The sequence below is a fragment of the Variovorax sp. Soil_C_17 genome, assembly GCF_057657265.1.
On sequence record NZ_JBDGIT010000004.1, the window covers coordinates 494,328 to 515,278 of the forward strand.

Here is a 20,951-nt window from a genome sequence, read left to right on the forward strand (position 1 = left end):
GTCTCCTGCTCGTGTCGCTGCCGCGGACGGGCAGCTCGTCTCCATCGAATTCCGCGCGCCCCGGGGGGGCCGGCGCGGCACTGTGCTGTTCGGGTACAGCTTCTCGGTCCGATCTGGCCGATCCGTCCGAAGAATGCCATCGAACCGGCCGGCTGCCTTGATCTGGAGCAACCGGCCGGCACGGGAAGGCAATTTGTGTTCCAGCCTGCAACAGGTCGGCGTGGCACGGGGTTTGCGGACCGCTGCGCATCCTTCAACACAACCATGACGGAGACCTGACATGAAGCGCACCCCCACCCCTGTTTCCATTCGTTCCGCGTCCAGGCGCGGCGCCGCGAAGGCCAACGCACTGCTGCTCGCCCTGTGCGCCTGCGTCGCCGCCCCCCTGGCCTGGGCGCACGGCGACGTGACGCCCCAGGCGGTCGACACCTCGGCGCTGCCCAAGCTCGGCGCGCAGTGGCGCGAGGAAAATCCCTTCCGCGGCAATGAGGCCGCAGTGAAGATCGGAACCTCGGCCTACAACCAGAACTGCGCCCGCTGCCACGGCCTGGAGGCCATCTCCGGCGGCATGGCGCCCGACTTGCGCAAGCTCGATGGCGAGTGCGCGACGATGAAGGACGCCGGGCGCCGGGCTGTCTGCGTCAAGGAGATCGACGACTTCTTCGTCTCGACCGTGCGCACCGGCCGCAGCCGCAACGGCGCGGTGTACATGCCGCCCTTCGAAGGCGTCATGAGCCAGGAAGCCGTCTGGTCGATCAAGGCGTACCTCGAGACGCGCCGCGAGAAGCCCTTCTGAGCGCAGGCAGCCATGAAAAGCATCGGAGCGAATCGCCGCGACTGGCTGCGCCGGCTGGGCGCCGCCGGCGTCGCCGCAGGCATGGCGGGCCTGCCGCTGCGCGCGGCGGCCACACCGCTGGAGCGCGTGCGCGAGCGTGGCGCGCTGACCGTCGGCATCTACCAGGACATGCCGCCCTTTCATGCGGGCGGCAAGGGCATCGACGTCGAGCTGGCGCAAGCCCTCGCCGAATCGCTGGGCGTGCGGCTGTCGCTGCTGCCCTTCCATGCGGACGAGAACATGGCCGACGACCTGCGCCACATGGTGTGGCGCGGGCATTACCTCGGCTACGGGCCGGCCGACGTGCTGCTGCACGTGCCGGTCGATCGGCCGCTGATGGACGCCAATCCGCAGGTCGCCATCCTGGCGCCCTACTGCCGCGACCGCGTGGCGATCGCCAGGCGGCTCGACCGCGTGCCCCGGCTGGACACGCTGTCGCAGCTGGCCGACGGCCGGGTGGCGGTGCCGGGGCAGTCGCTCGCGGGCTGGCTGCTGATCGGCGCGGACGGCGGCGCTTATCGAAAGCAGCTGATCACGCAATGGAAGGACGGCACCGAGGCCGCGCGCGCGTTGTTGCGCGAGGAGGTCGTGGCCGCGGCCGGCCTGGCCTCCGAGCTGGAAACCGTGCTGCGCGGCGACGCGCGCTTCGAGATCGCACCGCTGCCTTCGCCGCGCGCGCCGCGCGACGGCTGGGCAGTGGGGATGGCGGTCAAGCGCGCTTCCACCGAGTTGGCGCAGGCGTTGCAGCGTGCCGTGAACGAGCTGGCGGCGAGCGGCCGGCTGGGCCGGATCTTCGAGCGCGGCAACGTGGAGTGGCGGGGGGCCTGAGGGGCATCGTTCCTTCGGATCCCGCGGCAGTCGTGCCTTCGTGAAAGGCGAATTCGACTGATGTTTCGAGCGGGAAGGGGAGGGCCTTGGCAGGTGTACGATTCGCTCATGGGAATTGCAACTGGAACCGTCGTTGCCGGCAAGGTGCAACTCGAGGGTGTGGCGCTGCCCGAAGGGGCGGTCGTCACCGTGCTCACGCCCGACTCCACCGGCGAAGTGTTCCTCGATGCCGAGGATGAAGCTGCACTGATCGAAGCCATCGCCGAGGCCGAGCGTGGTGAGACCATCGCGCCGGAGGAACTGTTCGCCCGCATGAACAAGCGCGCGAAGCAGTGAGCCTGAAGCTTCGTATCGCTGTCCGCGCCGCGGACGAGATTGAACGCGCCGATGCATGGTGGCGCGAAAACCGCTTGTCGGCGAGCGAGGCGATCCGCCAAGATCTTGAGCGCACCCTGAAGCTCCTCATACTTCAGCCTGGCATTGGTCAGCGAGTCGGCAACGCTCGCCTCTCCGGTGTTCGTCGGATTCACCTGGACCGCGTCCACCACCACGTGTACTACCGAGTTCAAGGCAGCGAGTTGGTTGTGCTTCGTTTCTGGCCCTCGCAGCGCCTGAAGCAGCCGCGAGTTTGAAAGCTGTCGCCCAACCTTGGATTCAGCTCGAGGTTGAGTGTCCGCTTTTCAGCGTTTCATTCACCGCCCTGAGCTTCCTCTTTGCCCTTCGCTTCAACGGCGATTTCGATGGGCTTCGAGCCGCTTCCACTCCTCGTCGTCGTACGGCGCGAGCGGGTGATGAAGCGCAGGCCGGTGGGCCGCTCGAGCGAGAACATGCCGCCGTTGCCCGCCACCGCATCGATGATCAGGTGGGTGTGCTCCCAGTATTCGAACTGGGCGCGGCTCATGTAGAAGGGCGCGCCGGCAATCTCGCCCAGGCACACGTCGGCGTCCCCGGTCTGGAATTCCCCGAGCGCGAAGCACATCGGCGCGCTGCCGTCGCAGCAGCCGCCGGACTGGTGGAACATCAGCGGCCCATGCACGGCACGCAGGCGCTCGATGAGCGCCTGCGCGGCCGGCGTGGCGGACACGCGGCGGACGATGCCGCAGGGCGCCTCGCGCGCCCCCGGGTCGGACGGCATGAGGCTTCGCTTCAGAAGAAGCCCAGCTTGTTCTGGCTGTAGCTCACCAGCAGGTTCTTGGTCTGCTGGTAGTGGTCGAGCATCATCTTGTGCGTTTCGCGGCCGATGCCCGACTGCTTGTAGCCGCCGAAGGCCGCATGGGCCGGGTAGGCGTGGTAGCAGTTGGTCCACACGCGTCCCGCCTGGATGCCGCGGCCCATGCGGAAGGCGCGCGCGCCGTCGCGGGTCCACACGCCGGCGCCCAGGCCGTAGAGCGTGTCGTTGGCAATCTCCAGGGCTTCCTCTTCGGTCTTGAAGGTCGTGACCGACACCACCGGGCCGAAGATCTCCTCCTGGAAGATGCGCATCTTGTTGTGACCCTTGAAGACCGTGGGCTTGACGTAGTAGCCGGCCGCGAGCTCGCCGCTTTGCAGGTTGCGTTCGCCGCCGGTCAGGCACTGGGCACCCTCCTGCTTGCCGAGATCGATGTACGAGAGGATCTTCTCCATCTGCTCCTGCGAGGCTTGTGCGCCGATCATGGTGGACGGGTCCAGCGGATGGCCCTGCTTGATGGCCTCGACCCGCCTGATCGCACGCTCCATGAAGCGCTCGTAGATCGACTCCTGCACCAGCGCCCGGCTCGGGCAGGTGCAGACCTCGCCCTGGTTGAGCGCGAACATCGCGAAGCCCTCGAGCGCCTTGTCGAAGAAGGCGTCGTCGGCCGACATCACGTCCTCGAAGAAGATGTTGGGCGACTTGCCGCCCAGCTCCAGCGTCACCGGAATGATGTTCTGTGCGGCGTACTGCATGATCAGCCGGCCGGTGGTGGTCTCGCCCGTGAACGCGATCTTGGCGATGCGGCTGCTCGAAGCCAGCGGCTTGCCCGCCTCCAGACCGAAGCCGTTGACCACGTTGAGTACGCCCGGCGGCAGCAGGTCGCCCACCAGTTCCATCAGCACCAGGATCGAGGCCGGCGTCTGCTCGGCGGGCTTGAGTACCACGCAGTTGCCGGCAGCCAGCGCCGGCGCCAGCTTCCACACCGCCATCAGGATCGGAAAGTTCCACGGAATGATCTGGCCGACGACGCCCAGGGGCTCGTGGAAGTGGTAGGCGTAGGTGTCGTGATCGATCTCGCTGATGCCGCCTTCCTGCGCCCGGATGCAGGCGGCGAAGTAGCGGAAGTGGTCGATGGCCAGCGGCAGGTCGGCGGCCATCGTCTCGCGCAGCGGCTTGCCGTTGTCGAGGGTCTCGGCCACGGCGAGCTTCTGCAGGTTCTGCTCCATGCGATCGGCGATCTTCAGCAGGACGTTGGCGCGCTCGGTGGGCGAGGTCGACCCCCAGGCGGCCCTGGCCTTGTGCGCGGCATCGAGGGCGGCCTCGATGTCCTTCGCGTTGGAACGCGGGATGCTGGTGAAGGCCTGGCCCGTGACGGGGGTGAGGTTGTCGAAGTATTGGCCGTCGATCGGCGCGACCCACGCTCCGCCGATGTAGTTTCCGTACTGCTTCTTGTACGGGTTCTCGATGCCGAGGTGAGTCATTTCTGCCATGTCCATGAATCGTCTCCAGTCAGGTGGTTGAAAAAGGTGCTGACGGGACGACGCGTCCCGCCCCGCCACTTCTGCAAAGCACGGGCCATGTCGCGGAGCGCACCGGTGCGAAGGGTGCAAGCCCTTGTTGGACTTGAGTTTTTCATCACGCGCAGGCGCGGGCGCGGCATCGCTGCTCCAGCAGGCGCTGTGCCGCCGTTGAGCACCTGCTGCAAAACGGGACAGCGCCCACGGGCCGGATCGGCGTTGCGCGGCCGCCGAAGGCTTGCGCGCGTCCCCGCCACGCTGAGCAGCCTCGCACCGGAGTCCGCCTGCGGGCACAACATTTGCGCCAGCGCAAGGTTCGTCGAGGTCAAGTCGCAGACCATCGGGGACAACACAGGAGCCAAACGCATGACATCAGCGGACAACGCGCAGACAGCCAAGCAATACCTTCCACCGCCAGCCTTGACGCGCTCGGCGCACGTCGCCGGACGTGCCGCCTACGACGCCCTGGCGGCCGAGGCCGAGGCCGACTACGAGGGCTATTGGGCCCGCCTCGCGCGCGAGTTCGTGGCATGGAAGACCCCGTTCGAGAAGGCGCTCGGCACCGAACACGCACCCAGGTACACGTGGTTCGAGGACGGCACCCTGAACGTCTCCTACAACTGCCTGGACCGGCAGGTCGCCGCCGGCCGGGGTGACAAGGTTGCGATCATCTTCGAGGCCGACGACGGCAAGGTGACGCACACCACCTATGCGCAACTGCTCGCGCAAACCTGCCGCATGGCCAATGCGCTGAAGGCGCTGGGCGTCGGCAAGGGCGATCGCGTGGCGATCTACATGTCGATGTCGGTCGAAGCCGTGGCGGCGATGCAGGCCTGTGCGCGTCTCGGCGCCGTGCACTCGGTCGTCTTCGGCGGCTTCTCGGCGCACTCGCTGCGCGACCGGATCGCCGACACCGGCGCGGTCGCCGTCATCACCGCCGACGAGCAGGTGCGCGGCGGCAAGACCCTGCCGCTGAAGGCGCTGGTCGACGAGGCGCTGGCACTGGGCGGCTGCGAGGCCGTGCGCAACGTCATCGTCTACCGCCGGACCGGCGGCGCCATCGCCTGGCAGTCGCGCGACCGCTGGCTGCACGAGCTCATGCAGGCCCAGCCCGAGGTCTGCGAGCCCGAATGGGTGAGCGCCGAGCATCCGCTGTTCCTGCTCTACACCTCCGGCTCCACCGGCAAGCCCAAGGGCGTGCAGCACAGCAGCGGGGGCTACCTGGTGCAGGCCGCCGTGACCGCCAAGTGGACCTTCGACCTGCATGACGACGACGTCTTCTGGTGCACGGCCGATATCGGCTGGGTCACCGGCCACAGCTACATCGCCTACGGCCCGCTGGCCTTGGGCACGACCGAGGTGGTGTTCGAAGGCGTTCCCACCTATCCCGATGCGGCGCGCTTCTGGAAGATGATCGAGCGGCACAAGGTGACGGTGTTCTACACCGCACCCACCGCCATCCGTTCATTGATCAAGGCAGCAGAGGGGCATGCCGCCGTGCATCCGCGGAACTTCGACCTGAGCAGCCTGCGCATCCTGGGTTCGGTCGGCGAGCCGATCAACCCGGCTGCCTGGGAGTGGTACCACGCGCACGTGGGGGGCGGCCGCTGCCCGATCGTCGACACCTGGTGGCAGACCGAGACCGGCGGCCACATGATCACGCCGCTGCCGGGCGCGACGACGCTGGTGCCCGGCTCCTGCACCTTGCCGTTCCCGGGCATCATGGCCGCGATCGTCGACGAGACCGGCGGCGACCTGCCGAACGGGCAGAGCGGCATCCTGGTCATCAAGAAGCCATGGCCCGGAATGATCCGGACGATCTGGGGCGACGATGCCCGCTACCGGTCGAGCTACTACCCGCCCGAACTGCGCGGCTACTACCTGGCCGGCGACGGGGCGGCGCGCGATCCGGAAACGGGTTACTTCACCATCGGCGGGCGCATCGACGACGTGCTGAACGTGAGCGGGCACCGCATGGGAACGATGGAGATCGAGTCCGCGCTGGTGGCGTGCACCGATCTCGTCGCCGAGGCGGCAGTGGTCGGCCGGCCGGACGAGACCAGCGGCGAGGCGATCTGCGCCTTCGTCGTGCTCAAGCGCTCCCGGCCGACCGGCGAGGAGGCCGGCAAGCTGGCCGCCGAGCTGCGCAACTGGATCGGCAAGGAGATCGGGCCGATCGCCAAGCCGAAGGACATCCGCTTCGCGGACAACCTGCCGAAGACGCGCAGCGGGAAGATCATGCGGCGCTTGCTGCGCTCCGTGGCGAAGGGCGAAGCCATCACGCAGGACACGTCGACCCTGGAAAATCCGGCCATCCTGGATCAGCTGTCGGAGGCGCACTGAGGCGCATTGAGGGTTGGGCGACGCGTCCAACGCGTCCAGTGCATTGCGGCCATGGGCGTCGTGACAAAGCGCCTATTGGCCGGTGCATGCCAAGCGCGTATTCTCCGATCCAACGGTCATCGCCCTTGGGTCCGATCCGATGAGAGCGGCGAGCCAGGAGATCGGAACTGCGGAGGGGAAAGGACACAGCGACATGGGGTCACCGGCGGGGGTGCGCAAGAGACTTCAACGGTTTTTTGCCTGGATGTTCCTGCTTGCGTCGATCTCGCTGTTCAGTCTGGTGGGGCTCGAGCTGCTCTTTCCGCCCCCGCCCCTGGCGCCTCCCCCGGAGCGCTCACTGCTGGATCTTCTCGAGTTCGATCTGCCCGATCCGCAGCTGCTGGCCGTCGTCATCGCGCTGGTTGCGGACCTTGCGTCGTTTGCCTGCCTGATCGTCACGACGCTGCTGGACTGGCTGGACCATCGGCATCGGCATCGGCACTCTGTGTAGCCTATTGCGTATCGCCCGGGCCCGGCGCCGGACATCCATGGCAGGCGGTGGCCGCCGACGGCGGCTGCTGCGCTTCGGCAAGACCCGCGGCCACCAGCAACGCGGTGGCTCCCAGGGTCGCAAGAACGAATGCCAACGCTTGCAGCACTCCGGTTCGTTTCGTGGTCATGGGACTAGATCCTGCGCAATGGTTGAAGGGTCGTGCCTGCGGCGCGATGGGAGTCAGGGCTATCGCAGCACCAGGACCGGCAGTACCGTCTGGGTCAGCACGTGCTGCGTCTCGCTGCCCAACAGCAGCCGCTTGATTCCCTTGCGGCCATGCGACGCCATCACGATCAAGTCGGCCTTGTGCTTCTTCGCCGCCGCGATGATGGCGTTGGCCACCAGGTCCGAGGAGACGGCGGAGGTCTTGATCCGCACTCCGGCGGATCGGCATCGCGCGCTGACCGCGTCGAGCAGGCCTTGGGCCCGCTCGGTCCACTGCTTCTCGACGCGTGCCACATCCTCATGCGACAGCGTCATCGCGCCGTCGAGGTAACTGGTGGGATAGCGGGGCACGACGGTGAGCGCGATGAGGTCGGCATCGTGCTGCGCCGCCAGCGAGATGGCGCTGGCGACGGCCTTCTTCGAAAGCGTCGAGCCGTCCGTGGCGACGAGGATGCGCTTGAACATGGTGTCTCCGGTTTGAGGTGAATGGCGCAAGCGTAGGCCTGTCGGCGCGCCCGGGGCTTGATTCAGATCAAGGCCGCAGCACGTGCCTGCCCCTAGCCTCGCGGTATGCAAGCTGCACTTCCGGCGGGTTCGTCGACCCGCGCCGATCCACCCTGCCCGGATGCCGAGACCCAGGCCGGCTGGGCGCTGCTCGACGATCCGGCCGAATGGCCGGCCTTCGGCCGCCCGCTCGACGGCGATGCCGAGAGGGGGCGCTGGGAATCGCAGGTGGCGGTGGAGGGCATGCACTGCGCGGCCTGCGCCTTCGCGGTCGAGGCGGCGCTCGCCCAGGTGCCGGGCGTGCACAAGGCCGACGTCAACGCTGCGACCCGGCGCGCGCGCGTGGTCTGGTCGCCCGCGGCCGTGAAGCCGTCGCACTGGTTCGGCGCCTGCGCTGCCGCGGGCTACCGGCTGGTGCCTGCCGCAGACATGGCCATGCGCGCGCGGCGCTCGCGCGAGGCGCGTCTGGCGCTCTGGCGCTGGCTGGTCGCCGGCTTCTGCATGATGCAGGTGATGATGTATGCGTACCCCGCGTACATCGCCCAGCCGGGCGACATGACGGCCGATGCCGCGCAACTGCTGCGCTGGGCCTCCTGGGTGCTCACCTTGCCGGTGATGCTGTTCTCGTGCGGGCCCTTCTTTCGCAGCGCGCTGCGCGATCTGCGCCTGGGGCGCGTCGGCATGGACCTGCCGGTTGCGCTCGGCATCGCGGTGACCTTCGCGGTCAGCACCGCGGCCACCTTCGACCCCGCGGGGCCGCTGGGGCACGAGGTGTACTTCGACTCGCTCACGATGTTCGTGTTCTTCCTGCTCACCGGGCGCTGGCTGGAGACCCGATTGCGGGACCGCACCGCCGGGGCTCTCGAAGCCCTGATGAACCGGCTGCCCGACAGCGTCGAGCGGCTCGGTGCCGATGGCGCCTTCGCGCGCGTCGCGGTCCGGCGGCTCGCGCCCGGCGACGTGGTGCGCATCCTGCCGGGCGAGGCCTTTCCGGCGGACGGCGTCGTCATCGCCGGCGACACGACGGCGGACGAGGCCTTGTTGACCGGCGAATCGCGCCCGGTGCCGCGTCCCTGCGGCGCGCGCGTGCTGGCCGGCAGCCACAACCTGTCGTCGGCCGTGCAGGTGCAGGTCGAATCGCTGGGGCCGGCCACGCGCTTTGCGCAGATCGTCGCGTTGATGGAGAGCGCCTCGATGCAGAAGCCACGGCTCGCGCAGGTGGCGGATCGTGCCGCGCGGCCCTTCCTGCTGGCGGTGCTGGCCGCCGCCGCGCTGGCCGCTGCGTTCTGGTGGCCGGTCGATCCGGGCAAGGCGCTGATGGTGGCGGTCGCCGTGCTGATCGTGACCTGCCCCTGCGCGCTGTCGCTGGCCACGCCGGCGGCCATGCTCGCGAGTGCCGGCTTCCTGGCCCGCCGCGGCCTGATGGTGCGAAACCTCCAGGCGCTGGAGGCGCTGGCAGCCGTCGACACGGTGGTGTTCGACAAGACCGGCACGCTCACGTGCGACACGCCCCGCCTCGAGCGCGTCTATTGCCGGCAGGGCATGCGGCCCGGCGACGCCGTCGAACTCGCCGCCGCGCTCGGCGCCCAGACCTTGCACCCGGCCGCACGCGCGCTGGTCGGCGCATGGCGCGCGCAGTTCCGCTCGCCCCCGGCGTGGGAGCTCGTTCAGCTGACGGAGCATGGCGGCATGGGACTCGAGGGCCGCCTGCGCCGTCCAGGCGACACGCGCAGCGCCGTGCGCCGCCTGCGCCTGGGCTCGGCGGACTTCTGCGGCGTCGACGCGCTGCCGGTCGATGCGGCGCAGGTGCATCTGAGCGAACCCCAGGGCTGGATCGCGAGCTTCGTGCTGGCCGAGGAGCTGCGCGCGGATGCCGCCGCGACGGTGCGGACCCTGGACGCACAGGGGCTGGCCCTGCACCTGCTGTCCGGCGACCGCGCGGCTGCGGCGCACGAGATTGCCCAGCGTGCCGGAATCCACGAGGTCCGTGGCGACTGCACGCCGGAGGAGAAGCTGCGGGTCCTGCAGGAACTCCAGGCCCGGGGCCTGCGCGTCGCGATGGTGGGCGACGGGCTCAACGACGGCCCGGTGCTCGCGCATGCCCATGCCTCCTTCGCCTTCGGCAACGCGGTCCCGCTGGCCCAGGCGCGCGCCGATTTCGTGGTGCTGGGCGATCTGCTGGCGGCCATTCCGCAGGCCATTGCGCAGGCGCGCCGCACGCTGCGCATCGTGCGCCAGAACCTGTGGTGGGCCGCCGGCTACAACGCGCTGTGCGTGCCGCTGGCGCTCGCCGGATGGCTTCCGGCATGGCTGGCGGGACTGGGCATGGCGGCGAGTTCGCTGGTCGTCGTGCTCAACGCAGCCCGCCTGGCCGGACCTCCTGCAGGGGAGCGCTGATGGACATCCTTTTCCTGCTGATCCCGTTCTCGGTCGTGCTCGTGCTGGTGATCCTGGGCGGACTCTGGTGGGCGGTCGAGCGTGGCCAGTTCGAGGATGTCGAGGGCGAAGGGGAGCGCATTCTGCGCGGCGATTGATCTGCATCAAAGCGCCGCCCCTGCGGCGCCGGGACACTTGCCGTCATCCACGAGAAGGCCCGAAGATGAACCCATCGAATCCCTCCACAGCCGTCTACAGCGACACCGTCGTGCGGCAGTTTGCCCTCATGTCGGTGGTCTGGGGCGTCGTCGGCATGCTGGTCGGCGTGATCATCGCGTCGCAGCTGGCGTGGCCCGAGCTCAACCTCGGCATCCCCTGGCTCAGCTACGGACGGCTGCGCCCGCTGCATACCAACGCGGTGATCTTCGCCTTCGGCGGCTGCGCGCTGATGGCCACGAGCTTCCACGTGGTGCAGCGCACCTGCCAGGTCCGCCTGTTCGCGCCGGCGCTCGCCTCCTTCGTCTTCTGGGGCTGGCAGGCGGTGATCGTGGCCGCCGCCATCAGCCTGCCCATGGGCTACACCAGCGGCAAGGAGTACGCCGAACTCGAATGGCCGATCGACGTCCTGATCGCGCTGGTCTGGGTGGCCTATGCCATCGTGTTCTTCGGCACCATCGGAACGCGCAAGGTCCGGCACATCTACGTGGCCAACTGGTTCTACGGCGCCTTCATCCTCGCGGTGGCGCTGCTGCACATCGTCAACAGCGTGGCCATGCCGGCCGGCTGGATGAAGAGCTACTCGGCCTACGCCGGCGTGCAGGACGCGATGGTGCAGTGGTGGTACGGCCACAACGCCGTCGGCTTCTTCCTCACCGCGGGCTTCCTGGGGATGATGTACTACTACATCCCCAAGCAGGCCGGCCGGCCGGTGTACTCGTACCGGCTCTCGATCGTGCACTTCTGGGCGCTCATCTTCACGTACATGTGGGCGGGCCCGCACCACCTGCACTACACCGCGCTGCCCGACTGGACCCAGTCGATCGGCATGGTGTTCTCGCTGATCCTGCTGGCGCCGAGCTGGGGCGGGATGATCAACGGCGTCATGACGCTCTCGGGCGCCTGGCACAAGCTGCGCACCGACCCGATCCTGCGCTTCCTGATCGTGTCGCTCTCCTTCTACGGCATGTCGACGTTCGAGGGGCCGATGATGTCGGTCAAGACGGTGAACGCGCTGTCCCACTACACGGACTGGACGGTGGGCCACGTGCACAGCGGCGCGCTCGGCTGGGTCGGACTGATCTCGATGGGATCGCTCTACTACCTGATCCCGAGGATGTATGGCCGCCAGGAGATGTACAGCGTCAAGGCGATCGAGCTGCACTTCTGGATGTCCACCGTCGGCATCGTGCTCTACATCGCCGCCATGTGGATCGCCGGCGTGATGCAGGGCCTGATGTGGCGATCGATCAATCCCGACGGCACGCTCACCTACACCTTCGTCGAGAGCGTCAAGGCCACCTATCCGTACTACGTGGTGCGGGTGCTCGGCGGCGTGCTCTACCTGGGCGGCATGCTGGTGATGGCCTGGAACTGCGGGATGACCGTGGTCATGGGGCGCTCGGAGCGCGCCGTCATTCCGTTGCCCGCCGCCGCGCATGCCTGAGGAAGAAACGATGAGTTCGAACACTCCCCAATCCGGCTTCTCGCACGAGAAGATCGAGACCAACAACTTCCTGATGGTGGTGCTGATCCTGCTGGTCGTCGCCATCGGCGGCCTCGTCGAGATCGTGCCGCTGTTCTTCCAGAAGTCCACCACCGAGGCCGTCGCCGGCATGCAGCCGCCGAGTTCGCTCCAGGTGCTGGGCCGCGATGTCTATGTGCGCGAGGGTTGCTACAACTGCCATTCGCAGATGATCCGGCCCTTCAGGGCGGAGACCCTGCGCTACGGCCACTACTCCGTGGCCGGCGAGTTCGTCTACGACCATCCCTTCCAGTGGGGCAGCAAGCGCACCGGCCCCGACCTGCAGCGTGTCGGCGGCAAGTACAGCGACGAGTGGCATCGCATCCACCTGGTCAACCCGCGCGACCTGGTGCCCGAGTCGAACATGCCGGCCTACCCCTGGCTCGAGAACGCGCAGCTGGACGGCGCGCAGGCGGCGACCCACATGAAGGCGCTGCGCCGTGTCGGCGTGCCCTTCACCGATGCACAGATCGCCGCGGCGCCGGCCGAGGTCAAGGGCAAGACCGAGATGGATGCGCTGGTGGCCTATCTCCAGTCGCTCGGCCTCGCGCTGAAGTAGGGAGCAGACGAATGGACATCACCACCTTGCGCATCCTGGCCACGCTGGCCTCTTTCGCCACCTTCATCGCCATTCTCGCGTGGGCCTTCTCGCGCCGCCGTGCGAAGGCCTTCGAGGACGCGGGCCGTTTGCCCTTCGAGCAGGACTGAGAGGATCCCATGAGCGATTTCTTCAACGACTTCTGGTCGAACTACGTCGCCCTCGCCACGCTGGGCAGCATCCTGCTGTGCGCCCTGCTGCTGTGGGTGGTGGCCCGCTCCTCGGCGCCCTCCGGTGCGGACAACACGACCGGCCATGTGTGGGACGAGGACCTGCGCGAGGCCAACAATCCGATGCCGCGCTGGTGGATCGGGCTTTTCGTGATCACCATCGTCTTCGGCCTGGCCTACCTGGTGGCCTATCCTGGCCTCGGCAGCTACAAGGGCGAGCTCGCGTGGAGCACCGCGGACGAGTACGCGAAGGACCAGGCCCGCGCCAGGCGCGAGCTCGAACCGGTCTACGCCGCCTATGTGGCCATGCCTGCCGAGCGCGTGGCCGGCGAGCCGGCGGCCATGGCCATCGGCGAACGCCTGTTCCTCAACAACTGCGCGCAGTGCCATGGCTCGGACGCGCGCGGCAGCAAGGGCTTCCCGAACCTGGCCGACAGCGACTGGCTGCACGGCGGCACGCCCGACAAGATCAAGGAATCGATCGTCGGCGGGCGCACGGGCGTGATGCCGCCGATGGCCGCCGCCGTGGGAACCCCCGAGGACGTGAAGAACGTCGCCAACTACGTTCTGAGCTTGTCGGGCAGCCCTCACGATTCGGTGCGTGCCGGCCTGGGCAAGAGCAAGTTCAGCGCCTGCGCGGCCTGCCACGGTATCGGCGGTGTCGGCAACCCTGCGATGGGAGCGCCCAACCTTGCCGACAAGGTCTGGCTGCACGGCTACGGGCAGGAGGCGATCATCGCGATCATCAACACCGGCAAGACCAACCAGATGCCCGCGCAGCAGGGCCGCCTGACGGAGGCACAGATCCATGTGCTGGCCTCCTACGTCTGGGGCTTGTCGAACAAGGCCGTCGTGGCCCCGTAGGCGCGCCGTGGAAGACACCGCCTCGGCACCGACCCGGCCCGCGCGCCGGGTGATCCCGATCGCCGCCGCGAAGGAGGAGGGCGGGGGACTCTTCGCCGCGCACAAGAAGATCTATCCCCGCGCCGTGCGCGGCGTCTTTGCGCGCTGGCGCTGGACGATGGTGTTCCTGACGCAGCTGGTGTTCTACGGCCTGCCCTGGCTCGAATGGGGAGAACGCCAGGCCGTGCTGTTCGACCTGGGTGCGCGGCGCTTCTACATCTTCGGCCTGGTGCTGTACCCCCAGGACCTGATCTACCTGACCGGGCTGCTGGTGATCTCGGCGCTCTCCCTGTTCCTGTTCACCGCGGTGGCGGGGCGGCTGTGGTGCGGCTATGCCTGCCCTCAGACCGTCTACAGCGAGATCTTCCTGTGGGTCGAGCACAAGATCGAAGGCAACCGGATCGCCCGCATGCGCCTGGACGAGGGCGAGTTCTCGCTCGAGAAGCTCGTCAAGAAATGGTTCAAGCACGTCGTCTGGCTGGGCATCGCGCTGTGGACCGGCTTCACCTTCGTCGGCTATTTCACGCCGATCCACGAGCTGGGGCTGGCCTTCCTGCAGACGCGCATGGGCTCGTGGGAGGTCTTCTGGGCCCTGTTCTACGGGTTCGCGACCTACGGCAACGCCGGCTTCATGCGCGAGCAGGTCTGCATGTACATGTGCCCCTACGCCCGCTTCCAGAGCGCCATGTTCGATCGCGACACCCTGATCGTGAGCTACGACAGGGAGCGCGGCGAGCCCCGCGGCGTGCGGTCCAAGGGCAGCGATGCCCGTGCGCTGGGCATCGGCGACTGCATCGACTGCACGCTGTGCGTACAGGTCTGCCCGACCGGCATCGACATCCGCAAGGGGCTGCAGTACGAATGCATCGGCTGCGGGCTGTGCGTGGACGCCTGCGACACCGTGATGGACAAGATGGCGTCCCCGCGCGGCCTGATCCGGTACGCCACCCAGAACGGGATGGCCGGCCATTGGACGCGCAGCCAGGTGCTGCGCCGGGTGCTGCGCCCGCGGGTGCTGATCTATGCCGGCGTGCTGATGGCATTGACGGTCGGCCTGCTCGCGAGCCTGGTCGTGCGCATGCCGCTCAAGGTCGACGTGGTGCGCGACCGGGCCTCGCTGGCGCGCATCGTCGAGGGCGGCCAGCTCGAGAACGTCTACCGGCTGCAGATCATGAACGCGTCCGAGCGGCCGCAGCGCTATCGCATCGAGGCGCGCGGGCTCGAAGGCCTGGGCGTGTCGCCGGCCGAGCCGGTCGAAGTGGGGCCGGCACAGTCACGCTGGGTGGCGGTGCGGCTGCAGCTTCCGTATGGCAGTGCGCCTGCCGGCTCCCACGCCGTGCACTTCGACATTCGCTCGCTGGACGGCAGCGCGCAGGTGTCGGAGAAGGCCGCCTTCATGGTGCCTCGTTGAATTCGGAAGGAGAACAGATGGACGATCACACGACGACCCTGCGGCAGAGCGAGCCCTGGTGGCGCTTCCCATGGGTCTGGATGGTGATGGCCGGGCCTGCCCTGGTCGTCATTGCCAGCTTCGTGACACTCTGGCTTGCCCTGCGAACGCCGGACCCGGTGGTTGCTGCGGACTACTACCGCCGCGGGATCGAGATCAACCGGACGCTGGCCGACAAGAAGCTGATGCCGGCGCTCGCCGGCCGCAACCATGCAGCGACGCCGGACGCCGACGTGCCTGCTCCCCGGCGCTGACGGTCATGAAGATGCAGACGTGGATGTCGATTCTCTGGCCGGCCTTCCTGCTGGCCAGCGCGACCGAACTCCTGGTGTTCGCGCTGGTCGATCCTGCCGATCTCCACTGGCGCGGCGAGGCGCTCGCACTGTCGCGCCAGGCGGTCTACACGGCCGGCTTCTTCGTGTTCTGGCTGCTGGCGGCAGGCGCGAGCGCGCTGACGCTGCTCCTGACGGTACCGGCGAGGAAGATCAACAACCCGGAGGATTGACGATGCGCCGCAGGCCCTCGGGATCGACGATGCGCACCTTGCGCTGGTCGATCTCGACGATGCCGTCGCCCATGAACTTCGAGAGCGTGCGGCTTACCGTTTCGAGTGTGAGGCCGAGGTAGCTGCCGATCTCCTCGCGCGTCATCCGCAGGATGAACTCGGATTGCGAGAAGCCGCGTGCGTGCAGGCGCTGCACCAGGTTCAGCAGGAAGGCGGCGAGCCGCTCCTCGGCCCGCATGCTGCCCAGCAGCAGCATCACGCCGTGCTCGCGCACGATCTCGCGGCTCATGATCTGGTGGACGTGGCGCTGCAGTGCCGTGACTTCGCGCGACAGCGCCTCCAGACGCTGGAAGGGCATCACGCAGACCTCGGCATCCTCGATGGCGACCGCATCGCAGGTGTGCTGATCGTTGACGATGCCGTCCAGGCCGATGATCTCGCCCGCCATCTGGAATCCCGTGACCTGGTCGCGGCCGTCCTCGCTGGCCACGCGGGTCTTGAAGAAGCCGGTGCGGATGGCGTAGAGGGAGGTGAAGGGCTCGCCGTTGCGAAACAGGGTCTCGCGCCGCTTCACCTTTCGACGGGTGGAGACCAGCTCGTCGATGCGCTTCAGCTCGCTCGGCTCCAGCCCGGCGGGCATGCAGAGCTCGCGCAGGCTGCAACTCGAGCAGGCCACCTTGATGTTCTGGACTTTCATGGGAGGCAACGGTTTGTTGGGGCCATTCTGGGCCGCCGCGCGCACGGGAGGCTTGATGCACATCAAGGTCGACCGGGCCGCCCGGCGGCATAGTGGCTCATTGCCTGCCTCTCGCTGCTGCGATGAACTCACTCCCGGCTGTCGCCAACGACGCTCCCTCTCCGGTCCTGCGCTTCTCGCGCATCGCCTGACCATGCAGACGGCGCTCGCGGGTACCGCGCTGCTGATGGGCCTGGTCGGCGGACCCCATTGCGTTGCCATGTGCGGCGCTGCCTGCGCCGGCGTGATCCGCATCGTGCGTGCGCCGGAAGGCGGCGGCGTCGCCACCCTTGCGTCAGGGGTGCGGGACGGCGCCGCATCCTGGGTCTTCCATGCCGGGCGAGTGGCCGGCTATGCGGCAGCCGGCGCCGTGGCCGCGGCCGCGGTGGAGAGCCTCGCCTTCGCCAGCGAACAGGTCGCGGCATTGCGCCCCCTGTGGGTGCTGCTGCATGTGTTCGTGCTGACCTGGGCCCTGATGCTCGCGGCGCTGGGACGCCAGCCGCTCTGGGCGCGCCGGCTCGGGCGGTCGCTCGCGGCGCGCCTGCGGCCTGCGACGGGCTCGCTGCGCGGCCTGCTCGCGGTCGGCGCGCTGTGGGTGGCCATGCCCTGTGGCCTGCTCTATTCGGCCCTGATGCTCGCCGGCCTGGCAAACGGGCCCGTGCAGGGCGCAGGGGTGATGGCGCTCTTCGCCGCAGGCAGCGGCGTGTCGCTGGTGCTGGCCCCGTGGCTGTGGCAGCGCCTGGGCAGGGGCGCCGGCATGGTCCGGCAGGAATGGGGCACCCGGCTCGCAGGCGGGTTGCTCGCCGTGGTGGCGCTGCAGGCCGTCTGGATGGACCTGAGCCGGCAGATACGGATCTGGTGCGGCTGAGCGCCGTTCGCCGAACAGGGTGCTACGCCCTGTCGGTCAAGTCTTGACGAGGGTGTCCAACAGCACGGCCTGCATCGCGAAGCGGTGGTTCTCCGTGCGCTGGGCCTCGTCGACCGGTTGCCCCGATGCCAGCAGTGACCAGCCCGCGGAGTGCCTGGCGTCGACCAGGAAGGTCGCGTCGTTCGATGCGGGCTGCTCGCTCCCGACAAGCACGTCGAAGCCGGCGCAGCGGGCGGCCGAAACGAAATGGCTGCCGTGGGGTGCCTTCGGATCGCCGAGAAACAGGATCGACGCGCCGGGGGGCGATCGATGCTCGCGCAGGGTCATGAGATCCGCCAGGGCGCGGGCCGGATGCTCGTCCAGGCACAGGCCGTGGTACACCGGCACGCCGGCGTCCTGCTCGATCCGGCGCGCCGTCGCCGGTGCCAGTGCCTCGCAATCGACAGCGTCGTACATGCGGCCCAGCATCCGCGCCAGGACCCGAACATCGTCCCGTCCCGATGCCGGCGTGGTCGGCTCGGTGAACCTGACCTCGGCCACGCGCGCGCCCAGGTCCTGCGCGGCGCGTCGCAGCGTCGCGATGCCGGCGCAGGGCGTTGGCCCGAGCAGCAGCGCCAGGTTCTTTCCGCGCAAGGGCTGGCCGGCGGTGCCGGCGCGTGCAAGTGCGCGCAGGCGCTCGGCCGCGGCCAGGGTCGCCAGGATGTTCGCCGTGGCCGGCGGGTCGAGGCGAGGGGATTTGGAGATGCTGAATGTCACAACGCGAAGGTAGGACCTTCCGGGATCCGGGCCTTGAGCGACATCAACAATTCGTCATGTCGCGAGCGCCGATACCGTCCTGACACCAAGCATTCACCCAGTGTTACCGAAGCCTTCATCGCATTGGCGCTCGTGTTGCAGTGGCTTTCTAAGCTCCCCCTATCGATCCACCAGGGGCAAAGAAATGACTGAAACGATCCGCCTTCCCAAGTCTGCGCCGTCGGGCGTCCAACGCATCGCGGACATGCTGCGGCTTCTGCAGGACACCCTGCCGATCCAGCGACGGATCGTGCGTGCCGGCGACTCGGTCTACCAGGCAGGGCAGGCATTCGGGTGCCTCTACGTCGTCAATTCGGGCTTCTTCAAGATGGTCAACCTGTCCGACGAGGGACGGGAGCAGGTGGTCGGCCTGCATTTCAAGGGCGACTGGCTGGGCCTCGACGGCATTGCGCAAGGACACCACGGCTGCGATGCGGTCGCGATGGACACCGGCGAAGTCTGGGCCATCCGCTACGACGCCCTGCTCAAGGCCGCCCTCGGCGCCCCGGCCCTGCTGACTGCACTGCACGAGGCCATGAGCCGCGAACTCGTGCGCGACCACGACTGCCTGCTCTCGCTGTGCAACCTGCCCGCCGACGCGCGCGTGGCCGGCTTCCTGCGCTACTGGACCGAGGCGCTCGCGCAGCGCGGCCTGCGCACCGACCAGATCACCCTGCACATGACCCGCGCCGAGATCGGCAACTACCTCGGCATGACCCTGGAGTCCGTAAGCCGCGCGCTGTCCAGGCTGGCGCGTTGCGACGTGATCCACTTCATCGAGAAGGGTCGGCGCGACATCCGCATCCCGAAGGTGGAGGCGCTGACCAGCTTCATCCAGCACCTGACGGCGCCGCCGATGGCGGCGGCCGCCCTTCACTGAGCCGCGTTCAGGACCTTCGCCATGGCACGCTCGAGTTCGGCACGCGTGTAGGGCTTGCGCAGCAGCTCCCAGGGCTGGGGCTCGGCCAGCAGTCCGCTCGAATAGCCCGACATCAGCAACACAGGAAGGCCGGGCCGGCGCGTTTGCGCCGCCGCCGCCAGCGCGGTGCCGCGCATGCCGGTGCCCAGCAGGATGTCGGTGAGCAGAAGCCCGATGCCCGCATCGGAGGCGAGCACGTCCAAGGCTTCCTCGGCGCGGGTGCAGGCGACGACCTCGCAACCCATCGAGGCGAGAAACTTCTGCACCACGCTACGAACCTCGGGATCGTCCTCGACCAGCAGCACGCGCAGCCCGGGCGGCACGCTCTGCGGCTCGTTGGCCTCGTATTCGTCGTCGGCGCCTGCGTCGATGCGCGGCAGATACAACGTGATCGTGGTGCCGGCACCGGGCGCGCTGCGGAGTGCGACGGCGCCATGCGACTGCCTGGCGAAGCCGTAGACGGTGGACAGGCCGAGCCCCGTGCCGCGGCCGCTTTCCTTGGTGGTGAAGAAGGGTTCGAAGGCACGTTCCTTCACGGCCTCGGACATGCCTTCGCCGGTGTCGGCGATCGAGATCGCCACGTAGCCCGTCGCTTCGCCCGGCCCGGGTTCGACGTCGAGTTCCATCGGCAGCCGCGCCATCGCGCGGCAAGTGAAGCTGAGCTTGCCGCCCTGGGGCATGGCGTCGCGGGCATTGATCGCCACGTTCAACAGGGCGGATTCCAGCTGCCCCGGGTCCGCCATGCAAAGCACGTCCTCGGCATCCAGCGTGATGACGATGCGCTGGTCCAGCGTGCGACGCAGCATGTCGGTCAGCGAATTCAGCAGCGCGGTGGTGTCGACCACGGTGGGCTGCAGCACCTGCCGTCGGGAAAACGCGAGCAGCTTGCCCGTCAGTTCCGCACCGCGCCGGGTGGCGCGTGCCGCGGCGCCGACCAGCTGCTGGACAAAGGGGTCGCCGGCGTAGGCAGGCGTGTCCTCCAGCACCTGCAGGTTGCCCGAGATGACCGTGAGCAGGTTGTTGAAGTCGTGCGCGACGCCGCCGGTCAGCTGGCCGACGCTCTCCAGGCGCTGCGCATGGTTGAGCGCTTCTTCGCTGCTCGTGCGCTGCAGGACGGTGGCCAGCATGCTGGACAGGGAGTCCAGGAAGCGGATCTCGTCCTCCCCGAAGCGCCGTGACGTTCGGGAGCGAACGACCAGGGTTCCGATGATGCGGCCGCGGTCCGCCAGGGGAACGGAGAGTTCGCACACCATGCCGGCCCGGGCATAGAGCGGCGGGACCTCGAAACGCCGATCCTGCGCATCGCCGTTCACCAGCACCGGCTTGCCTTCGGCCACGACGGTGCCCGAGGGCAGGCCGGGCTCGTTGGGCAGCCGATGGCCGATCGCCTCCTCGGGCACGAGGCCCACGCCGGCCGCGACGCGGAACTCGAGCCCGCTCGGCTCGAGCAGGAGGATGCTCGCCATCTCGACCTGCAAGGCTTCGGCGGCGATGGCCGGAACGAGTTCGAGCAGTCGCTGCGACTCGCGCGCATCCACGGCAAGGCGCCCGAACTGCGCCAGGCATTCCGCATAGCGCGCCCGCTCCAGGGCCTGCTTCACGCGCGGGTAGGCGTCGACCCCGCGGATCGCGGCGACCACGTAGGGGGGGTCGTGGTCCTTCAAGGGGCTCAGGGCGATCTCGACCCTGACTTCGCTGCCGTCGCGCCGCTTGGCCACCAGGTCCATCTGCATGCCCATCGGCCGCGTGCGCGGCTGGTCGGCGTAGGCCTTGCGATACGCGGCGTGGCGCGGCCGGATGGCGTCGGGCACCAGCGCGTCGACCGTCAGGCCGACCAGTTCGTCGGCCGAATAGCCGAACAGTTCGAGCGCAGCCGGGTTTGCCAGAACGATGACACCCTGCAGATCGACCAGCAGCAGTGCATCCGGGTACGCGGCGAAGAGGGAACGGAACACCGCGCCGTCGTCGACACCCGGAGCGTTGGGGCGGGCCATG

Annotated in this window: 22 protein-coding genes and 2 pseudogenes; 17 read left to right on the top strand and 7 right to left on the bottom strand. The window is 68.4% G+C overall.

The features are described from left to right. Nucleotides 1-280: 280 nt before the first annotated feature. From pedF to AC3A6Y_RS22470, 4 genes are all read left to right on the top strand, one after another. The gene (pedF, locus tag AC3A6Y_RS22455; RefSeq protein ID WP_487870426.1) at nt 281-796 is read left to right on the top strand and encodes a cytochrome c-550 PedF; all 516 of its coding nucleotides are present in this window, start codon (nt 281-283) and stop codon (nt 794-796) included. A 12-nt stretch (nt 797-808) separates the two neighbouring features. Then, nucleotides 809-1,663, top strand: a complete 855-nt coding sequence (locus AC3A6Y_RS22460) for a substrate-binding periplasmic protein (RefSeq protein ID WP_487870427.1) — start codon at nt 809-811, stop codon at nt 1,661-1,663. A 108-nt stretch (nt 1,664-1,771) separates the two neighbouring features. After that, nucleotides 1,772-1,999: a hypothetical protein gene (locus tag AC3A6Y_RS22465; protein WP_487870428.1), complete on the top strand. Its 228-nt coding sequence runs from the start codon at nt 1,772-1,774 to the stop codon at nt 1,997-1,999. Continuing rightward, a complete protein-coding gene (locus AC3A6Y_RS22470; RefSeq protein WP_487870429.1) occupies nt 1,996-2,295 on the top strand; it encodes a type II toxin-antitoxin system RelE/ParE family toxin in 300 nt (99 codons plus the stop codon). Before AC3A6Y_RS22465 ends, AC3A6Y_RS22470 begins: the two co-directional genes overlap by 4 nt. A gap of 93 nt (nt 2,296-2,388) precedes the next feature. Here the strand turns inward: AC3A6Y_RS22470 and AC3A6Y_RS22475 are convergent. Next, nucleotides 2,389-2,798 (bottom strand): annotated as a pseudogene (locus AC3A6Y_RS22475) (DUF779 domain-containing protein). 11 nt (nt 2,799-2,809) lie between these two features. Then, on the bottom strand, nt 2,810-4,330 hold the full coding sequence (gene adh / locus AC3A6Y_RS22480; protein ID WP_487870430.1) for an aldehyde dehydrogenase: 1,521 nt from the start codon (nt 4,328-4,330) through the stop codon (nt 2,810-2,812). Between the two features lie 387 nt (nt 4,331-4,717). On the opposite strand from adh, the gene acs reads away from it, so the two are divergent. Further along, nucleotides 4,718-6,694, top strand: a complete 1,977-nt coding sequence (gene acs, locus AC3A6Y_RS22485; RefSeq protein WP_487870431.1) for an acetate--CoA ligase — start codon at nt 4,718-4,720, stop codon at nt 6,692-6,694. 82 nt (nt 6,695-6,776) lie between these two features. Next, entirely contained in the window at nt 6,777-7,184 is a 408-nt protein-coding gene (locus AC3A6Y_RS22490; protein WP_487870432.1) for a hypothetical protein, read from the top strand. A 1-nt stretch (nt 7,185) separates the two neighbouring features. On the opposite strand, the gene AC3A6Y_RS22495 is transcribed toward AC3A6Y_RS22490, so the two are convergent. After that, the gene (locus AC3A6Y_RS22495; RefSeq protein ID WP_487870433.1) at nt 7,186-7,353 is read right to left on the bottom strand and encodes a hypothetical protein; all 168 of its coding nucleotides are present in this window, start codon (nt 7,351-7,353) and stop codon (nt 7,186-7,188) included. 59 nt (nt 7,354-7,412) lie between these two features. Further along, a complete protein-coding gene (locus AC3A6Y_RS22500; RefSeq protein ID WP_487870434.1) occupies nt 7,413-7,856 on the bottom strand; it encodes a universal stress protein in 444 nt (147 codons plus the stop codon). Nucleotides 7,857-7,961: 105 nt separating this feature from the next. Between AC3A6Y_RS22500 and AC3A6Y_RS22505 the strand changes: the two genes are divergently transcribed. The 9 genes from AC3A6Y_RS22505 (at nt 7,962) to AC3A6Y_RS22545 (ending at nt 15,638) form a co-directional block, all read left to right on the top strand. Beyond that, the gene (locus tag AC3A6Y_RS22505) at nt 7,962-10,292 is read left to right on the top strand and encodes a heavy metal translocating P-type ATPase (RefSeq protein ID WP_487870435.1); all 2,331 of its coding nucleotides are present in this window, start codon (nt 7,962-7,964) and stop codon (nt 10,290-10,292) included. Next, nucleotides 10,292-10,429: a cbb3-type cytochrome oxidase assembly protein CcoS gene (gene ccoS / locus AC3A6Y_RS22510; protein ID WP_487870436.1), complete on the top strand. Its 138-nt coding sequence runs from the start codon at nt 10,292-10,294 to the stop codon at nt 10,427-10,429. Before AC3A6Y_RS22505 ends, ccoS begins: the two co-directional genes overlap by 1 nt. 65 nt (nt 10,430-10,494) lie before the next feature. Next, nucleotides 10,495-11,934 carry a cytochrome-c oxidase, cbb3-type subunit I gene (gene ccoN, locus AC3A6Y_RS22515; protein WP_487870437.1) on the top strand — a complete coding sequence of 480 codons (1,440 nt, stop codon included), beginning with the start codon at nt 10,495-10,497 and terminating at the stop codon, nt 11,932-11,934. 10 nt (nt 11,935-11,944) lie between these two features. After that, nucleotides 11,945-12,571 (top strand): cytochrome-c oxidase, cbb3-type subunit II, encoded by a 627-nt coding sequence (gene ccoO, locus AC3A6Y_RS22520; RefSeq protein ID WP_487870438.1) that lies wholly within the window; start codon nt 11,945-11,947, stop codon nt 12,569-12,571. Between the two features lie 11 nt (nt 12,572-12,582). After that, the gene (locus tag AC3A6Y_RS22525) at nt 12,583-12,720 is read left to right on the top strand and encodes a cbb3-type cytochrome oxidase subunit 3 (RefSeq protein WP_487870439.1); all 138 of its coding nucleotides are present in this window, start codon (nt 12,583-12,585) and stop codon (nt 12,718-12,720) included. Between the two features lie 9 nt (nt 12,721-12,729). Continuing rightward, a complete protein-coding gene (gene ccoP / locus AC3A6Y_RS22530; protein ID WP_487870440.1) occupies nt 12,730-13,644 on the top strand; it encodes a cytochrome-c oxidase, cbb3-type subunit III in 915 nt (304 codons plus the stop codon). Further along, nucleotides 13,589-15,094 carry a cytochrome c oxidase accessory protein CcoG gene (gene ccoG / locus AC3A6Y_RS22535; RefSeq protein ID WP_487870441.1) on the top strand — a complete coding sequence of 502 codons (1,506 nt, stop codon included), beginning with the start codon at nt 13,589-13,591 and terminating at the stop codon, nt 15,092-15,094. Before ccoP ends, ccoG begins: the two co-directional genes overlap by 56 nt. Before the next feature lie 17 nt (nt 15,095-15,111). Then, nucleotides 15,112-15,387 carry a FixH family protein gene (locus tag AC3A6Y_RS22540; RefSeq protein ID WP_487870442.1) on the top strand — a complete coding sequence of 92 codons (276 nt, stop codon included), beginning with the start codon at nt 15,112-15,114 and terminating at the stop codon, nt 15,385-15,387. Nucleotides 15,388-15,392: 5 nt separating this feature from the next. Next, on the top strand, nt 15,393-15,638 hold the full coding sequence (locus AC3A6Y_RS22545; protein ID WP_487870443.1) for a hypothetical protein: 246 nt from the start codon (nt 15,393-15,395) through the stop codon (nt 15,636-15,638). On the opposite strand, the gene fnr is transcribed toward AC3A6Y_RS22545, so the two are convergent. Then, nucleotides 15,619-16,335, bottom strand: coding sequence for a fumarate/nitrate reduction transcriptional regulator Fnr (gene fnr, locus AC3A6Y_RS22550; protein WP_487870444.1), 717 nt, complete (start codon nt 16,333-16,335; stop codon nt 15,619-15,621). The genes AC3A6Y_RS22545 and fnr overlap by 20 nt on opposite strands. A gap of 193 nt (nt 16,336-16,528) precedes the next feature. On the opposite strand from fnr, the gene AC3A6Y_RS22555 reads away from it, so the two are divergent. Beyond that, a complete protein-coding gene (locus AC3A6Y_RS22555) occupies nt 16,529-17,242 on the top strand; it encodes a sulfite exporter TauE/SafE family protein (protein ID WP_487870445.1) in 714 nt (237 codons plus the stop codon). A 324-nt stretch (nt 17,243-17,566) separates the two neighbouring features. On the opposite strand, the pseudogene AC3A6Y_RS22560 reads toward AC3A6Y_RS22555, so the two are convergent. Then, nucleotides 17,567-17,998: pseudogene (locus tag AC3A6Y_RS22560) on the bottom strand (ornithine carbamoyltransferase); the annotation flags it as partial. A 184-nt stretch (nt 17,999-18,182) separates the two neighbouring features. On the opposite strand from AC3A6Y_RS22560, the gene AC3A6Y_RS22565 reads away from it, so the two are divergent. Next, nucleotides 18,183-18,917, top strand: a complete 735-nt coding sequence (locus AC3A6Y_RS22565) for a Crp/Fnr family transcriptional regulator (protein ID WP_487870446.1) — start codon at nt 18,183-18,185, stop codon at nt 18,915-18,917. Here AC3A6Y_RS22565 and AC3A6Y_RS22570 read toward each other — a convergent pair. Next, entirely contained in the window at nt 18,911-20,950 is a 2,040-nt protein-coding gene (locus tag AC3A6Y_RS22570; RefSeq protein ID WP_487870447.1) for a PAS domain S-box protein, read from the bottom strand. The genes AC3A6Y_RS22565 and AC3A6Y_RS22570 overlap by 7 nt on opposite strands. Nucleotide 20,951: the final 1 nt, after the last annotated feature.

What these genes read in the sequence shown, in the direction of transcription:
- fnr (WP_487870444.1), bottom strand. Translation starts at nt 16,335, where the DNA reads ATGAAAGTCCAGAACATCAAGGTGGCCTGCTCGAGTTGCAGCCTGCGC.
- ccoP (WP_487870440.1), top strand. Translation starts at nt 12,730, where the DNA reads ATGAGCGATTTCTTCAACGACTTCTGGTCGAACTACGTCGCCCTCGCC.
- ccoN (WP_487870437.1), top strand. Translation starts at nt 10,495, where the DNA reads ATGAACCCATCGAATCCCTCCACAGCCGTCTACAGCGACACCGTCGTG.
- AC3A6Y_RS22545 (WP_487870443.1), top strand. Translation starts at nt 15,393, where the DNA reads ATGAAGATGCAGACGTGGATGTCGATTCTCTGGCCGGCCTTCCTGCTG.
- AC3A6Y_RS22500 (WP_487870434.1), bottom strand. Translation starts at nt 7,856, where the DNA reads ATGTTCAAGCGCATCCTCGTCGCCACGGACGGCTCGACGCTTTCGAAG.
- ccoS (WP_487870436.1), top strand. Translation starts at nt 10,292, where the DNA reads ATGGACATCCTTTTCCTGCTGATCCCGTTCTCGGTCGTGCTCGTGCTG.
- ccoO (WP_487870438.1), top strand. Translation starts at nt 11,945, where the DNA reads ATGAGTTCGAACACTCCCCAATCCGGCTTCTCGCACGAGAAGATCGAG.
- AC3A6Y_RS22460 (WP_487870427.1), top strand. Translation starts at nt 809, where the DNA reads ATGAAAAGCATCGGAGCGAATCGCCGCGACTGGCTGCGCCGGCTGGGC.
- AC3A6Y_RS22565 (WP_487870446.1), top strand. Translation starts at nt 18,183, where the DNA reads ATGACTGAAACGATCCGCCTTCCCAAGTCTGCGCCGTCGGGCGTCCAA.
- AC3A6Y_RS22570 (WP_487870447.1), bottom strand. Translation starts at nt 20,950, where the DNA reads ATGGCCCGCCCCAACGCTCCGGGTGTCGACGACGGCGCGGTGTTCCGT.
- adh (WP_487870430.1), bottom strand. Translation starts at nt 4,330, where the DNA reads ATGGACATGGCAGAAATGACTCACCTCGGCATCGAGAACCCGTACAAG.
- AC3A6Y_RS22540 (WP_487870442.1), top strand. Translation starts at nt 15,112, where the DNA reads ATGGACGATCACACGACGACCCTGCGGCAGAGCGAGCCCTGGTGGCGC.
- AC3A6Y_RS22505 (WP_487870435.1), top strand. Translation starts at nt 7,962, where the DNA reads ATGCAAGCTGCACTTCCGGCGGGTTCGTCGACCCGCGCCGATCCACCC.
- AC3A6Y_RS22495 (WP_487870433.1), bottom strand. Translation starts at nt 7,353, where the DNA reads ATGACCACGAAACGAACCGGAGTGCTGCAAGCGTTGGCATTCGTTCTT.
- acs (WP_487870431.1), top strand. Translation starts at nt 4,718, where the DNA reads ATGACATCAGCGGACAACGCGCAGACAGCCAAGCAATACCTTCCACCG.
- pedF (WP_487870426.1), top strand. Translation starts at nt 281, where the DNA reads ATGAAGCGCACCCCCACCCCTGTTTCCATTCGTTCCGCGTCCAGGCGC.
- AC3A6Y_RS22555 (WP_487870445.1), top strand. Translation starts at nt 16,529, where the DNA reads ATGCAGACGGCGCTCGCGGGTACCGCGCTGCTGATGGGCCTGGTCGGC.
- AC3A6Y_RS22525 (WP_487870439.1), top strand. Translation starts at nt 12,583, where the DNA reads ATGGACATCACCACCTTGCGCATCCTGGCCACGCTGGCCTCTTTCGCC.
- AC3A6Y_RS22465 (WP_487870428.1), top strand. Translation starts at nt 1,772, where the DNA reads ATGGGAATTGCAACTGGAACCGTCGTTGCCGGCAAGGTGCAACTCGAG.
- ccoG (WP_487870441.1), top strand. Translation starts at nt 13,589, where the DNA reads ATGTGCTGGCCTCCTACGTCTGGGGCTTGTCGAACAAGGCCGTCGTGG.